The 11,725-nt window shown below is 57.9% G+C and carries 14 protein-coding genes; 5 read left to right on the forward strand and 9 right to left on the reverse strand.

From position 1 onward, the window contains the following. Window positions 1–60 precede the first annotated feature (60 nt). The 3 genes from ACQUQU_RS06550 to ACQUQU_RS06560 are packed head-to-tail and all read left to right on the forward strand — an operon-like array spanning window position 61 to window position 2,406. Window positions 61–849 carry an alpha/beta fold hydrolase gene (locus tag ACQUQU_RS06550; RefSeq protein ID WP_430462441.1) on the forward strand — a complete coding sequence of 263 codons (789 nt, stop codon included), beginning with the start codon at window positions 61–63 and terminating at the stop codon, window positions 847–849. Continuing rightward, window positions 842–1,699, forward strand: a complete 858-nt coding sequence (locus ACQUQU_RS06555; RefSeq protein WP_430462442.1) for an alpha/beta fold hydrolase — start codon at window positions 842–844, stop codon at window positions 1,697–1,699. Before ACQUQU_RS06550 ends, ACQUQU_RS06555 begins: the two co-directional genes overlap by 8 nt. Then, window positions 1,696–2,406: a DUF1461 domain-containing protein gene (locus tag ACQUQU_RS06560; protein WP_430462443.1), complete on the forward strand. Its 711-nt coding sequence runs from the start codon at window positions 1,696–1,698 to the stop codon at window positions 2,404–2,406. The genes ACQUQU_RS06555 and ACQUQU_RS06560 overlap by 4 nt, the downstream gene beginning before the upstream one ends. Window positions 2,407–2,443: 37 nt before the next feature. Here the strand turns inward: ACQUQU_RS06560 and ACQUQU_RS06565 are convergent, their stop codons facing one another. The 6 genes from ACQUQU_RS06565 to ACQUQU_RS06590 all read right to left on the reverse strand — a co-directional run bounded on the left by ACQUQU_RS06565 (window position 2,444) and on the right by ACQUQU_RS06590 (window position 7,987). Further along, window positions 2,444–3,067, reverse strand: coding sequence for an RluA family pseudouridine synthase (locus tag ACQUQU_RS06565; protein ID WP_430462444.1), 624 nt, complete (start codon window positions 3,065–3,067; stop codon window positions 2,444–2,446). Beyond that, window positions 3,064–4,377, reverse strand: coding sequence for an ABC transporter substrate-binding protein (locus ACQUQU_RS06570; protein WP_430462445.1), 1,314 nt, complete (start codon window positions 4,375–4,377; stop codon window positions 3,064–3,066). Before ACQUQU_RS06570 ends, ACQUQU_RS06565 begins: the two co-directional genes overlap by 4 nt. 95 nt (window positions 4,378–4,472) lie before the next feature. Next, on the reverse strand, window positions 4,473–5,810 hold the full coding sequence (gene yegQ / locus ACQUQU_RS06575; RefSeq protein WP_430462446.1) for a tRNA 5-hydroxyuridine modification protein YegQ: 1,338 nt from the start codon (window positions 5,808–5,810) through the stop codon (window positions 4,473–4,475). Between the two features lie 68 nt (window positions 5,811–5,878). Further along, on the reverse strand, window positions 5,879–6,379 hold the full coding sequence (locus ACQUQU_RS06580; RefSeq protein WP_430462447.1) for a hypothetical protein: 501 nt from the start codon (window positions 6,377–6,379) through the stop codon (window positions 5,879–5,881). 61 nt (window positions 6,380–6,440) lie between these two features. After that, window positions 6,441–6,959, reverse strand: a complete 519-nt coding sequence (locus ACQUQU_RS06585) for a hypothetical protein (protein ID WP_430462448.1) — start codon at window positions 6,957–6,959, stop codon at window positions 6,441–6,443. Continuing rightward, window positions 6,956–7,987: a hypothetical protein gene (locus ACQUQU_RS06590; protein ID WP_430462449.1), complete on the reverse strand. Its 1,032-nt coding sequence runs from the start codon at window positions 7,985–7,987 to the stop codon at window positions 6,956–6,958. Before ACQUQU_RS06590 ends, ACQUQU_RS06585 begins: the two co-directional genes overlap by 4 nt. 238 nt (window positions 7,988–8,225) lie before the next feature. On the opposite strand from ACQUQU_RS06590, the gene ACQUQU_RS06595 reads away from it, so the two are divergent. Further along, entirely contained in the window at window positions 8,226–8,594 is a 369-nt protein-coding gene (locus ACQUQU_RS06595; RefSeq protein ID WP_430462450.1) for a hypothetical protein, read from the forward strand. A 15-nt stretch (window positions 8,595–8,609) separates the two neighbouring features. Here ACQUQU_RS06595 and ACQUQU_RS06600 read toward each other — a convergent pair whose 3' ends face one another. The 3 genes from ACQUQU_RS06600 to ACQUQU_RS06610 are packed head-to-tail and all read right to left on the reverse strand — an operon-like array spanning window position 8,610 to window position 10,638. Next, window positions 8,610–9,221 carry an IMPACT family protein gene (locus tag ACQUQU_RS06600; RefSeq protein WP_430462451.1) on the reverse strand — a complete coding sequence of 204 codons (612 nt, stop codon included), beginning with the start codon at window positions 9,219–9,221 and terminating at the stop codon, window positions 8,610–8,612. Beyond that, window positions 9,218–10,285 carry a class I SAM-dependent methyltransferase gene (locus ACQUQU_RS06605; RefSeq protein ID WP_430462452.1) on the reverse strand — a complete coding sequence of 356 codons (1,068 nt, stop codon included), beginning with the start codon at window positions 10,283–10,285 and terminating at the stop codon, window positions 9,218–9,220. Before ACQUQU_RS06605 ends, ACQUQU_RS06600 begins: the two co-directional genes overlap by 4 nt. Next, the gene (locus ACQUQU_RS06610; protein WP_430462453.1) at window positions 10,285–10,638 is read right to left on the reverse strand and encodes a hypothetical protein; all 354 of its coding nucleotides are present in this window, start codon (window positions 10,636–10,638) and stop codon (window positions 10,285–10,287) included. Before ACQUQU_RS06610 ends, ACQUQU_RS06605 begins: the two co-directional genes overlap by 1 nt. Before the next feature lie 120 nt (window positions 10,639–10,758). Between ACQUQU_RS06610 and ACQUQU_RS06615 the strand changes: the two genes are divergently transcribed. Beyond that, window positions 10,759–11,697 (forward strand): AEC family transporter, encoded by a 939-nt coding sequence (locus tag ACQUQU_RS06615; RefSeq protein WP_430462454.1) that lies wholly within the window; start codon window positions 10,759–10,761, stop codon window positions 11,695–11,697. Window positions 11,698–11,725 lie beyond the last annotated feature (28 nt).

The raw sequence follows: 11,725 nt of genomic DNA on the forward strand, positions 1-11,725 counted from the left end.
ACTTGCAGCAGGTGACAGGGGCCGGTAGTTTGACTGGCCTTTCTGGTCGGAACCTGCTGTATGAAGGATATTCTGCATTTTTCCCACGCCAATGGTTTCCCCTCCGGTTGTTACCGGGTGCTGTTTGAGCACCTGTCTGCCCATTTTGATGTGCGCAGCATCGACCGTCTTGGCCACAATCCGGCCTATCCCGTGACCGACAACTGGACGCATCTGGAGCAGGAGCTGACTCATTACTTCGAGCAGCATTACCGTCGTCCGGTAATCGCCGTCGGTCATTCTCTCGGCGGTGTACTCAGTCTGATGGTGGCGCGCAGCCGGCCGGATCTGGTGAAGTCAGTGATTCTTCTCGATGCGCCAGCGCTGACGCCAATGCAATCGGCCGGTTTACGTCTGGCCAAGCGCTTTGGTCTGGTTGATCGGGTCACACCGGCGGGGCGTACCGATGGGCGTCGCCGCCAGTGGACCGATCATAACGAGGCGCTTTCGTATTTTTCGGGCAAAACCCTGATGAAGGATTTCACGCCCGAATGCCTGAACGACTACGTGCAGGCCGCCACGGTGGCGGAAGGTGACGGTATCGCGCTGTATTTTGATCCGGACACCGAAATGCGCATTTACCGGACGGTACCACACAATCTGACCTTTCGTGCGCCGCTGGCCGTACCTGGTGCGGCCGTGGGCGGGCGCCAGAGCCGGGTGTTTACGCGGATGAATGGCGCCTATATGCAAAGCCGGCTGGGGATGAAGGTGGTCTGGACTGAGGGGTCACACATGTTTCCGTTCGAACATCCGCAACAGACGGCGGATCAGATCATCGCGCTGGCGGGGCAGCTGAATCATGATTAACGGCACAGAGCGCGAATGGAAGGTTCGCTACGGCACGCTGCGTGGTCAGCAATTTGGGCAACCGCTGGGAGAGGCTGAGCATCTGATTCTGGCCCTGCATGGCTGGCTGGACAACAGTGCGACGTTCCAGCGTCTGGCGCCACTTTTGACTAACTGCACGGTGCTGGCGGTCGATCTGCCGGGGCACGGTGCGTCCGACTGGCTGGCAGAGGGCGGTGACTACGCCATCTGGTCTGCGGTCGAGCCTGTGTTTGATCTGTGTGAACAACTCGCCGGTCCGGTGCACCTGCTTGGGCATTCGATGGGCGGTGCCGTCGGCACCTTGTTGGCCGGCGCATTTCCTGAGCTGGTGCGTTCATTGATCGCGCTGGATGTGGCCGGGCCACTGGCGACCGCGCCGGTGCAGGTCGCCGCACAGCTGGCTCAGTCTGTTCGTTTTAAACCGAGTGGCCGGCAGATCCTTTACCCGACGCCTGAGGCTGCCATCGCTGCGCGGGTCGGTCACAACCCGGAGCTTTCCGCTGACTGCATTGCCCCTGTGGTGCTGCGTAATCTGAAACAAGTGGATGAGCAATGGGGCTGGTGCACCGACAGCCGGCTGCGGGCGCCCTCCAGAGTGCGGCTGACGGAAGAGCAGATTGCCGGTTTTCTGAGCAAAATGACCATGCCGTCGCTGTTTGTGCGGGCGCAGGGTGGTCTGATTCCGGAAAGCCTGTTCCGCCAGCGTCTGGCGCAGATTCCGGCGGCCCGTTACTGCGAGCTGGCCGGGCATCACCATCTGCATCTTGAGCCGTCGACCGTGCCGTCCGTCGCGCACACCATCAATGATTTTCTGGAGAGCCTGACGTGAAGAATGCCCATCAGGGACTGTGGTTCGCAGCCTTGTTTGCCTTGCTGCTGGGCTGCCTGACAGCGGGTTGGTATGCGCAGGCCGCCGTCGATTACGGTTACCGCTTCTGGTATGGGCAAATGGATATCGGTGCGCACATCGATAAATTTGGCCCGCGTAACCGCTACATTCATGGTTTTCAGCACACCAGCGAAGAAGAACGCATCCGGGTGTTCGCCGAGATCGTGGACGCGGTCCATCACCATGGTGAAGGGTTGGCCGACATCCGCTTCCACACGGCCTCGGGGCCTCATCGTTTGCTGCGCGAGCCGGAAGTTCAGCACCTGCAGGATGTGGCCAACCTGATTGATGTGCTGAGCTGGGCGGGGCTTGTGGCTCTGGTGGCCGGGCTTGCTGCTGTGCTCTTGCTGGTGCGGGGCGGTGTGCGTCCCCGTTGGAAGGCGCAGGCGGGGTGGTTATCCGGCTTTGTGGCGCTGGCCGTGGCGTTGGTGCTGATCATTGGGCCGCGTCAGGTGTTCTACCAGTTTCACGTCTGGATCTTTCCGGAAGGCCATCAGTGGTTTTTCTATTATCAGGATTCGCTGATGAGCACCCTGATGAAAGCCCCCGATCTGTTCGGTGGTATCGCGCTGGCGATCTTGCTGTCGGGGCTGCTGGTGTTTTCAGTACTTTTGTTGCTGATCGGACGGGTACAGCGTTCGCTGTAACCCGAACAAATTTGTTGGTATCTGGTTTGCCGGCCTGTCAGAAAGGGGCCGGGCAGACGATGGCCATAAACTCGCCTGTTGTCGGGTGGCAGAAATCCAGTTCGCGGGCATGCAGCATCATGCGTGGTTGTTCTTTGGCGGATGGGCCGGCGTAGAACGGGTCGCCCACAATCGGGTGGCCGATGTTGAGCATGTGCAGGCGCAACTGGTGCGAGCGGCCAGTCTTCGGATAGAGCTCAACACGGGTCTGGTCTTCGGTCTGCTCCAGACGTTTCCAGCGGGTCAGGGCATAGCGGCCGTTAACATGGCTGATCATCTGCAGCGGGCGGTTCGGCCAGTCGACGCAGATGGGCAGGTTGACGCAGCCCCAGTTGCCTTTAAGTTTGCCGATCACCAGTGCTTCGTACACCTTACGGGTCGACTGCTTTTCGAACTGCTGCTGTACCGCCGTCAGCGCCTTTTTATTGCGCGCGAACACCAGAATGCCGGACGTATCGTTATCGAGGCGGTGAATAACGTGCAGTTCGCCGTAAGCAGCACTGACGCGTGCGTAGGCGGAATCCGGCTCATAGCGGCCGGGAACGCTGAGCAATCCCGAGGGTTTGTTGATGATGATGATGTCGTCGTCAGCGAAGATAATCTCGGGAAGGGCTTTGGTCATTGCGGGTAGTTGTATTGTTTCAGCAGCGATTCGTAGGTGCCGTCGCGCTGAATCATGTCGAGTCCGGCGTTAAACGCCTCAACCAGTTGTTCAGCGCCGGCCGCGGAGCGCGCGATGGTAACATGCAGGCTGCGCTCGACCAACGGACGTTCGTCCAGTGTCAGTGTGCTGCTGAAATTGGTGCCCGATCTCAGCTCCATGGCACCGGCCCACTGATCGACCAATGCCAGATCCAGTGACTTGTTCGCCACGTCGCGTACCAGTTGCGAGCAGTAGTCACGCTGACTCACCACAAACAGGTTGAGCATCCCGTTCACTTTGGGCCCGTAATCCACTTCGCTGTACAGGCCTAAGCGGTAGGCACCCTTCACCAGTGTCTGGCGCAGTTGACCGTCCGACTCGTAGTGGAAAGGATCATTGCTGCGTTTGACGAACACCAGATGATTGTACAGATAAGGCGCGGTATAGAAGCGGTCATCGCGTTCTGAGTTCGTCGGCCAGGCGGCGATGTCGCCGGCCAGATCACCGGCGTCGACCAGACCTTCCACTTTCTGTTCCGGTACAAACACCAGCTCCGTGCGGTACCCCGTACGCTGGAAGGCGGCGCGAACGATGTCCGCCGCCAGCCCCTGATTCGGCAAATTAGTGGCCAGATACGGCCCCCAGGCGTGGGCGCCAAGACGGACGGTTTGGGCAAACGGCTGATATTCGGCAGCCAGTGCAGCCACGGTCTGGGCGACTCCGAAGGCTTTAATGCTTTTCTCGGTGTCTTTGCGGTAGCGGTCAATCAGACTCTGCCCATCGACACTGATGTCGGTGATTTTCCAGTCGCCAAGATAGGTCAGCTGATAGTCGATCACGCTGGTCTGGCTGTCGTCCTTCAGCGTTGCGCGCACACTGGCTTTATTGCCGCTGCCGCGGACCAGAGCGGTCTTGCTGAATGAGGGGGTGCTGTACAGGCGCAACACGGCGGCTACGTCGTGGATCAGCCGCTGGCGCAGTACGCTCATCATGGCGCTGGTCTGTTCCAGTGACGCGCGGCTGGCGGCGCTGCCCATGACGCGGTGAAACATCATGGTCTGTTCGGTTGCAGGCAACAGATGGTCATCAATCAGCTGCTTCAGGTACAGGCTCTGACCCGCAAGCTCCGGATATTCCGCCAATTCTGAGGTGATGCTCTGCTGCGCCTTTTCAACCACATCCAATGGCGCAGGTCCGGCCAGAACCGGCAGGGCGGCAGCCAGTGTGACCAGCAAGAGTGTGACAGGCTTCAGCAGCCGGTGGGTCAGGTAATGCATCGACGTCCTCATGATTGTCTGGTACTCCTCGGGCGCAGACAGCGGATCATTCGCCCGCTGTCTGCTCAACTCTCAACTCTACAGGGGTCGTGCGACCCCTCGCAGCGTCAGATGGCTTCACTGTCCGGCAGATTGCGGATCAGCATGGCTTTACCCAGCTCACCGGCCGGACAACCGGCCGGTTTGTCCATTTTTACCACGAAGCCGGAACCCGGAGCATCCTCCCGGCTATGGCCGTGTTTGTCAGTCAGGGCATTCAGGCGGAACGTCAGATTGCCCTGTGGGCTCATCAGTTCCAGCGAATCACCGACTTCAAAGCGGTTTTTTACGTCCAGCGTCAGGCTTTGCTCGTCTTCGGCAATCACCTCGGCGACAAACTGCTGACGGGTGCTGAGTGAGCTGCCGCGTTCGTAGTTCTGATATTCATCGTGCACGTGGCGACGGAAGAAGCCTTCGGTGTAACCGCGATTAGACATGTTTTCCAGCGTGTCCATCAGGTTCTTGTCAAAACCTTTACCCGCCACGGCGTCGTCGATGGCTTTACGGTATGCCTGAGCGGTACGGGCGACGTAATAGTGCGACTTGGTACGCCCTTCGATTTTCAGCGAATGTACGCCCAGTTCCACCAGCTTTTCGATGTGCTGAATGGCGCGCAGATCTTTAGAGTTCATGATGTAGGTGCCGTGTTCGTCTTCGAAGGCCGGCATGTACTCGTTGTCGCGGTTGCCTTCCTGCAGCAGGAAGATTTTGTCCGACGGCTTGCCGATGCCGAGCGTCGGGTCGAATTCGTTGACACCGGCCGGAATCACATCACCGGACAGGGTTTCCTGCGCTTCGTGGGCGTCGTATTTCCAGCGGCAGGCGTTGGTGCAGGTGCCCTGGTTGGGGTCACGGTGATTCATGTAGCCAGACAGCAGGCAGCGGCCGGAGTAGGCGATGCACAGCGCGCCGTGCACAAACACTTCAATTTCCATTTCCGGGCAACGCTGGCGGATTTCAGCGATTTCATCCAGTGACAGCTCGCGCGACAGGATGATGCGGCTCACGCCCTGACGGCGCCAGAATTCCACAGAGGCATAGTTCACCACGTTGGCCTGCACCGACAGGTGAATCACCTGATCCGGCCAGCGGTCTTTCACCATCATGATCAGGCCCGGATCTGACATGATCAGCGCGTCCGGATTCATAGCAATCACCGGCTCAATATCGCGCATATACGTGTCGATTTTGCTGTTATGCGGCGCGATGTTGCTGGCGACGTAGAACTTCTTGCCGAGTTCATGGGCGCGGCTGATGCCAAAGGCCAGATTGTCGAGGGTGAAGTCGTTGTTGCGCACACGCAGGCTGTAGCGCGGCTGTCCGGCGTAGACGGCATCCGCACCATAGGCGAAGGCGTATTCCATGTTGCGGACGGTGCCCGCAGGGGAAAGTAATTCTGGAGTCATGAATGAAAAAACCCGGGTAAATACCCGGGCATTATATCAGGGATTACGCGCACTTGTGGATGCTGGCGCTATTCCGCAGCGTCTGCCGGCGCCGACGGTGGCAGGACATTCAGTGCGTCTTCCAGCGCGTCCCGCGAGTCGATGAAGTCGTAGCTGGTAACGGTAAAGTTATCGACCCGGAACAGGGTCACGGCGGAGTCGCGGCGCTCCCAGTTTTCGGTGCGCGCGCCCACCTCGTCGAGCAAAACCTGATACGGCAGCTTGCGCAGTGACGGGTAAGCGAACATGCGGGCGATGATGCGCGGCATGCCGCTGATGTCGGCGACAAACAGCGTGTGATGGGTATCCAGATAGTCGGCGGGTTTGTCGGCCAGCATCTCCTGCACCAGATCTTTACTGCTCATGTCGTGAGCAAACAGGACGTAGCGGATGTTGGCCGACACTTTTACCGGCAGCTCGTTCTGATCCTTCAGGCGCAGGTTCTGCATCGACTTGGGCATTGCCTGAGCCATGGGTGACAGACCGATGCAAACCAGCAGGGCAGCGGGTAGCAGGGCTTTCATGACCATGTTCAACTCCTTATGGTTTTCAGGCAGTGTAACGCTGGTCTGGGCCGGCGGCGACCCGTCCTTACTCTTCCAGACCAAACAGGCTGACGTCGGTCTCGCTCAGCCACTGAAACCAGGCTTTGGCCAGTGGACGCTGGCTTTTGTCGGTCACCAGTTCCGACTGCTCTTGCTGCAGGGCAGCCCAGTATTCGCGCAGGCCGGAGGCATCGCCGCCCAGTTCCTGAATTTCGTCGTACAGCGCGTCGATGGCGCCCTGAATCAGTTCCACATCGTCGCATTCGGCATCGAACATGGTTTCAGTGGCACTGTAGAGCGCCGCACAGGTGAGGTCGGCGATGCGGTCGTTGAGGGTGTCGTTCAGCGGCTGCTGCTGGCGCCACTCGTAGAAATCATCGAAAAAGCGGTGCAGGTTATCGAGGGATTTCAGCTCCGCACGCAGATACGACAGCACCTTGGTCAGCAGCTTGCTGAACGGTGCCGGATCAGTCTGGTTTTCTTCACACCAGAGCAATACGTGCGGTGTGTTGATGCGGGCGATGGCGGCGCACAGCGCGCCGCGTTGCAGGGTCGTCATGGTCAATGCAGTAATACTCCTCCGGGACCGAAGTGTTGGGTGCTGAACAACTCCGGCAGGGTCCAGGTGCTGCCTGCCGGCAAAGCGGGCAGGAAACGGTTCATAAAGTCATCCTGACTGGTGGCGCGCACAAAGCGCTGCGGTCCGCTCAGGCTGTTGGAAAAGAAGTCTTCCCAGTGGCCGAGAATAAAGTGATGGGCCTGCGTATTCTGCATCACAGATTCCGGGTAATTGTCGACCTGAGCGAAGGATGCCGGACACAGAATAGCAATGTCGATGCTTTTGCCATCGCCCAGATCGGGAACCAGACCTTTGGGTTCCTGACTGGCGGAATCCTGATAAAACACACGATAGGCGCTGGTGCCGTCTGCGGTCAGGAAATCAATGATGTAAGCCAGCGTCTGACCTTCTTTCCAGGCGAAGGCATGCCACGGCAGGTTCTCGCGTGGTTCTTCGTACTGGCCCTGCATGAACTTCATTCCCATGAAATGGGGGGCATGGGAAGACTCCAGCGCCATGATACGGATGTCGCGATGCTTACTGTAAACCCAGGTGCCGGGTGTGGTGGCGTTGCCCATGATGTCGTTCAGGGAATGAATGCGGCTGCTGTCGACGGCCGGGCTGATGGAGTTGGCCATGGTGCGCGAACCATACACATCCGCCTGTTTGGCGTAGGTGTTCATAATGTAGGGCACATCCATCAGGTGGTCGTAGTGCGCATGACCGACCAGAATCATCTGGGCGTCGCTGACGTCCGGCAGGTACTGATCAACACGGGCTTTGTCGGTGCTGATGGGCATCAGTGGGCCGACACGAAGGAAGTGGGGGTTGGTAAAAGACGGAGCCGTGAGCAGGGTGGCGTTGCCATAGCGCATCAGATGGCCGCCGACCCCCAAATATTGGATGGTCAGTTGTTGTGGAGCTTCATTCTGGGTCTGAGTCAGTGGCTCATCATGATAGGTAGGGACATGCACGGTCGAGGCGCAGCCTGCCAGGAGAATAAGGGCGGATATGAGTGAGAATAAGCGCAGCATATTTATGATTCTTCGTTTTGCCGGTATTTAAGGCCCGCGATTTTATAGAGCCTGCCGGTGAAAGGTAAGGGGTAATCGATTGGCTATATTTTGACCTTTGTTTGAATCCGTTCACATTTTGCCCTATTCCCGATCGATTTAAAGCGCATATGGCACTTCTTATCATTTACAAATGTTTGGTATCCGCATATACATGGGCTACTGTGTGATTTGTGTACAGATTGCAGGATATCTTCTTATGGCCAACATTCTGCTGAAAGATAACGACGAGGTGCTGCTGACCGGCGCGGTCTCAGACCTGACGCCGCTTGGCGTTGAGTGCGGAGTCGAGCTGGAAGGTTTGGAACGTTTGCGTAATGACGCAGGCAAATTCCGTACACTGAATATCGAAATTCAGCTGCGTTCCCATGGACGAAACAGCACGGTGTGCGGTACGGGTAATGTGTATTCCGTGCGCCGCATATCGCAGGATCGTTGTATGGTGAATATCCGCTTCATATCGATGGAGCAAAATGCGGTGAATTTAATAACGGAACACGCCGGCCCGAAACAGGGCGTGGTGTGTCTCAGTGATGTGCGCACGGCACGTCAGACCAAAACCGCCTGAATGACCGGGCCAGGCTCAGAGGCTGGCTTCTTTCATGGTCACATCAAAGGGCAGACTGGCGGCCAGTGCCGGTACATCGGCCTCCGCCAGTTGGCAGCCCAGTGCTAATCCCGAAAGCGTATAGTCCACACCGGTAATGTGCCCGCCTGCCTGACTGATCAGGCGCCTGACATCCGCTTCGCGCTGAAACGGCGCCGTCAGGATCAGGGCTTGCTGTGGCAGCCAGATCTCCCAGTTTGTTTCATTAATCGCTTGCAGTGCCTGACCTGCGGCCTGGCCGTATGCGCGCTGCAGTCCGCCGGTGCCCAGTTTGGTGCCGCCAAAGTAGCGGGTGATCAGAATGACGGTGTTGATTGCTCCAGCGTGCTGTAACTGGCGCAGGATGGGCATACCGGCTGTGCCTGAGGGTTCGCCGTCGTCGCTGAAACCTTCCAGTGGGCGTTTTTCTGAGCCCATAACGCGCCAGCCGTAGCAAACATGGCTGGCTTTCGGATGCTGCTGTTTCAGTGCCTGTTGATAATTCCGCACGGCGCTTTCCTCCGTGATGGGAATCAGAGCCGCGATAAAGCGGCTGCCTTTTTCCTCTAACAGGTAGCTGGCTTCAGTCGTTGGCGTGCGCAGGGTCATCGGCGACAGGCGTATACGCTGAAGCGCTGATCGGCCGACATTACCTCGACGTTGCGGAAGGAATTACGCAGCAGAGGCAGATAGGGGAGATGCCGGTTGGCAATCACCAGCAGCTGGCCGTTGGCTGTCAGATGCTCTGCGCTTTCTTCAAACATGCGCTGGGCAATGTTTGTCAGCTGCGTGTGGCCATCGTGAAATGGCGGGTTACAGAGAATCAGATCGGCTTTCTCAGTCACGGCCGACAGAATGTCACCGTGGCGAACCTGAATGTCGAGTCCGTTGATCTGCGCATTGTGGGCGGCGGATTCGGTCGCGGCCTGTGAGTCGTCCGTGGCGATGACGTTCAGTGCGGTGTTGCGCGACTTGGCCACCAGTGCCAGCAGGCCATTGCCGCAGCCTATATCGATGACTGTGCCCTGGTCCGGCAGCGTCAGATGCTTTAACAGGACCTGACTGCCAATATCCAGTTTTTCGCGACCGAATACCCCGGCGCGGCCTTCAAAGCTAAGGTCAAATGCCCGGTAGCCTTTCCAGCGGTTCGCCAACGGCTTGTTCCAGCCCTGAAGGCGCATCAGGCGGGCCTTTTTCCGTATGGGCAGTTGCTGGTAGTGGTCGGCATTGGCCTGCAGCCAATTCAGCAGCGGAATGGGAATGTGTTTCGCCATGCCAGCCAACAGAATCGTCGCGGCCGGCGCCTTCGTGCTGATCACGGTCAGCCATTCATGTAGCTGATCCTGGGATTTCGGCATTTGCAGCAGGATTTGTCGGGTGTCCGCAGGCAAGTCGGCAAGCGTGGCCAGCATTCGGGCGTCCGCCGCAGGCAGAGCGTTCAACGCCAGGTTGTGACGGGCACTGCTCAGTGCGGACGCGCTGTCGTTCCAGAGGCGGGCGGATGGCAGGGCGCAGGTAAGCGCGCCAAAGCGATCGTTAATGATCAGGGTGTTCAGACGGGTATCTGCTTCACTCAGCAGATAGTCATCGGCGGCATCCCAGGGCTGGGCGACGTGCTCGGGCAGGGGCGGGAAGCACTCAAGGGTGAGTCCCGCAGAATTCCATGCCGGCATCAGTAGATGTCTTTCAGGTCTTTGCTATCGAGAATGTCCAGCAGCGACTGATCGCGTTTCGGACGCACCTCTTCGGTTTTGTCGGCTGAGCGGCGTGGCTTTTCCGACTCTTTCGCTTGCTTGGCCGCTTCGGCTTTCACCTCTGCTGCCTGCTGGCTCTGTGCTTTTTCTTTGGCTTCCGGATTGTCCTGCAGGAATTTTTCGTACACAGACAGTACGCGGCGGCCTTTTACACGTTTGCCGACCTGACGATCGCCGCCGGCCTCACGTGCTTCACGTTTCAGGCGACTGATGCTGCCGGTTTTTACACTGTGAATCCGTTTCAGTGAGCGGGTTTTCTTTACGCGAGTCATGGTCTTTGCAAGAAGGGCTTAAAAGCTGAGTAGTTTACCTGATCGGGCTATCGCTGTAATGCTCATTTACTTCTGTCTGCGAATGACTATCGTGTGCTGCTTTTAACGGAGATATTAAGCGTGCAAACCTGGTCTGTCTGGGCTCCCCTGGAAATTACTCTTCCGGTTTTTCTGATGGTGCTGTTGGGCGTTTATCTGCGCCGGCGCAACGCCATCGACGATGCGTTTATCTCAGTCTCATCAAAACTGGTGTTTAACCTGGCACTGCCGGCGCTGATGTTCATCGCGGTGGCGACCGCTCGTCTGGATGTTGCTGCGCATTGGCCATTGATTACCTTTGCGCTGCTGGCAGGTACCGGGGCTGCCGTACTGGCGTTTATCTGGGCCAGCGTGTCAGGACTGAAGGCCGGGCAGCATGGGGCGTTTGTGCAGGCCTCGTTTCGTTCGAATCTGGGGATTGTCGGTCTGGCTCTGTGCATCGCGGCCTTTCATGAAGAAGGGGCTGCTCTGGGGGCGCTGATTCTGGCTGTCGTTACCCCTTTGTATAACCTGCTGTCTGTGTGGGTGCTTGGGCGTCATCAGGCCGAAAACTGGACAGAGCATCTGATTAACATTGCTAAAAACCCGCTGGTGATTGCCCTGCTGGCGGCGCTGCTGGTGCAATGGTCCGGCTTTACATTGCCACCGATTGCCGAGCGGGCAGGACGCTGGCTTGGGCAAATGGCATTGCCGCTGGCGCTGATCGGCAGTGGCGGCAGCATCAGTCAGCAGCTTCGTGGCAGTTTCGGACCTGTCGTATTACAGACCGTCTTGCTTAAGCTGGTACTTCTGCCTGGGTTCGTTGTGCTGATGGCCGCGATCTGGGGCTTCCGTGGTACGGAACTTGGGGTTATAACTCTGATGTTCGCCAGTCCGACGGCGGCTGCAGCCTTTGTGATGGCGAAGGCGATGAACTCCGATGCGTTACTGACCGCCCGATCGATTGCACTGACCACTTTGGGATCACTGCTGTCGATCAGTGGATTCCTGTATGTTCTGATACTGTTCGGGCTGGTATAGTTAAAAGTCGCTATCATTCAATCTGTTA

The sequence above is a fragment of the Thalassolituus sp. LLYu03 genome (assembly GCF_050507655.1).
GTDB lineage: Bacteria > Pseudomonadota > Gammaproteobacteria > Pseudomonadales > Oceanobacteraceae > Venatoribacter.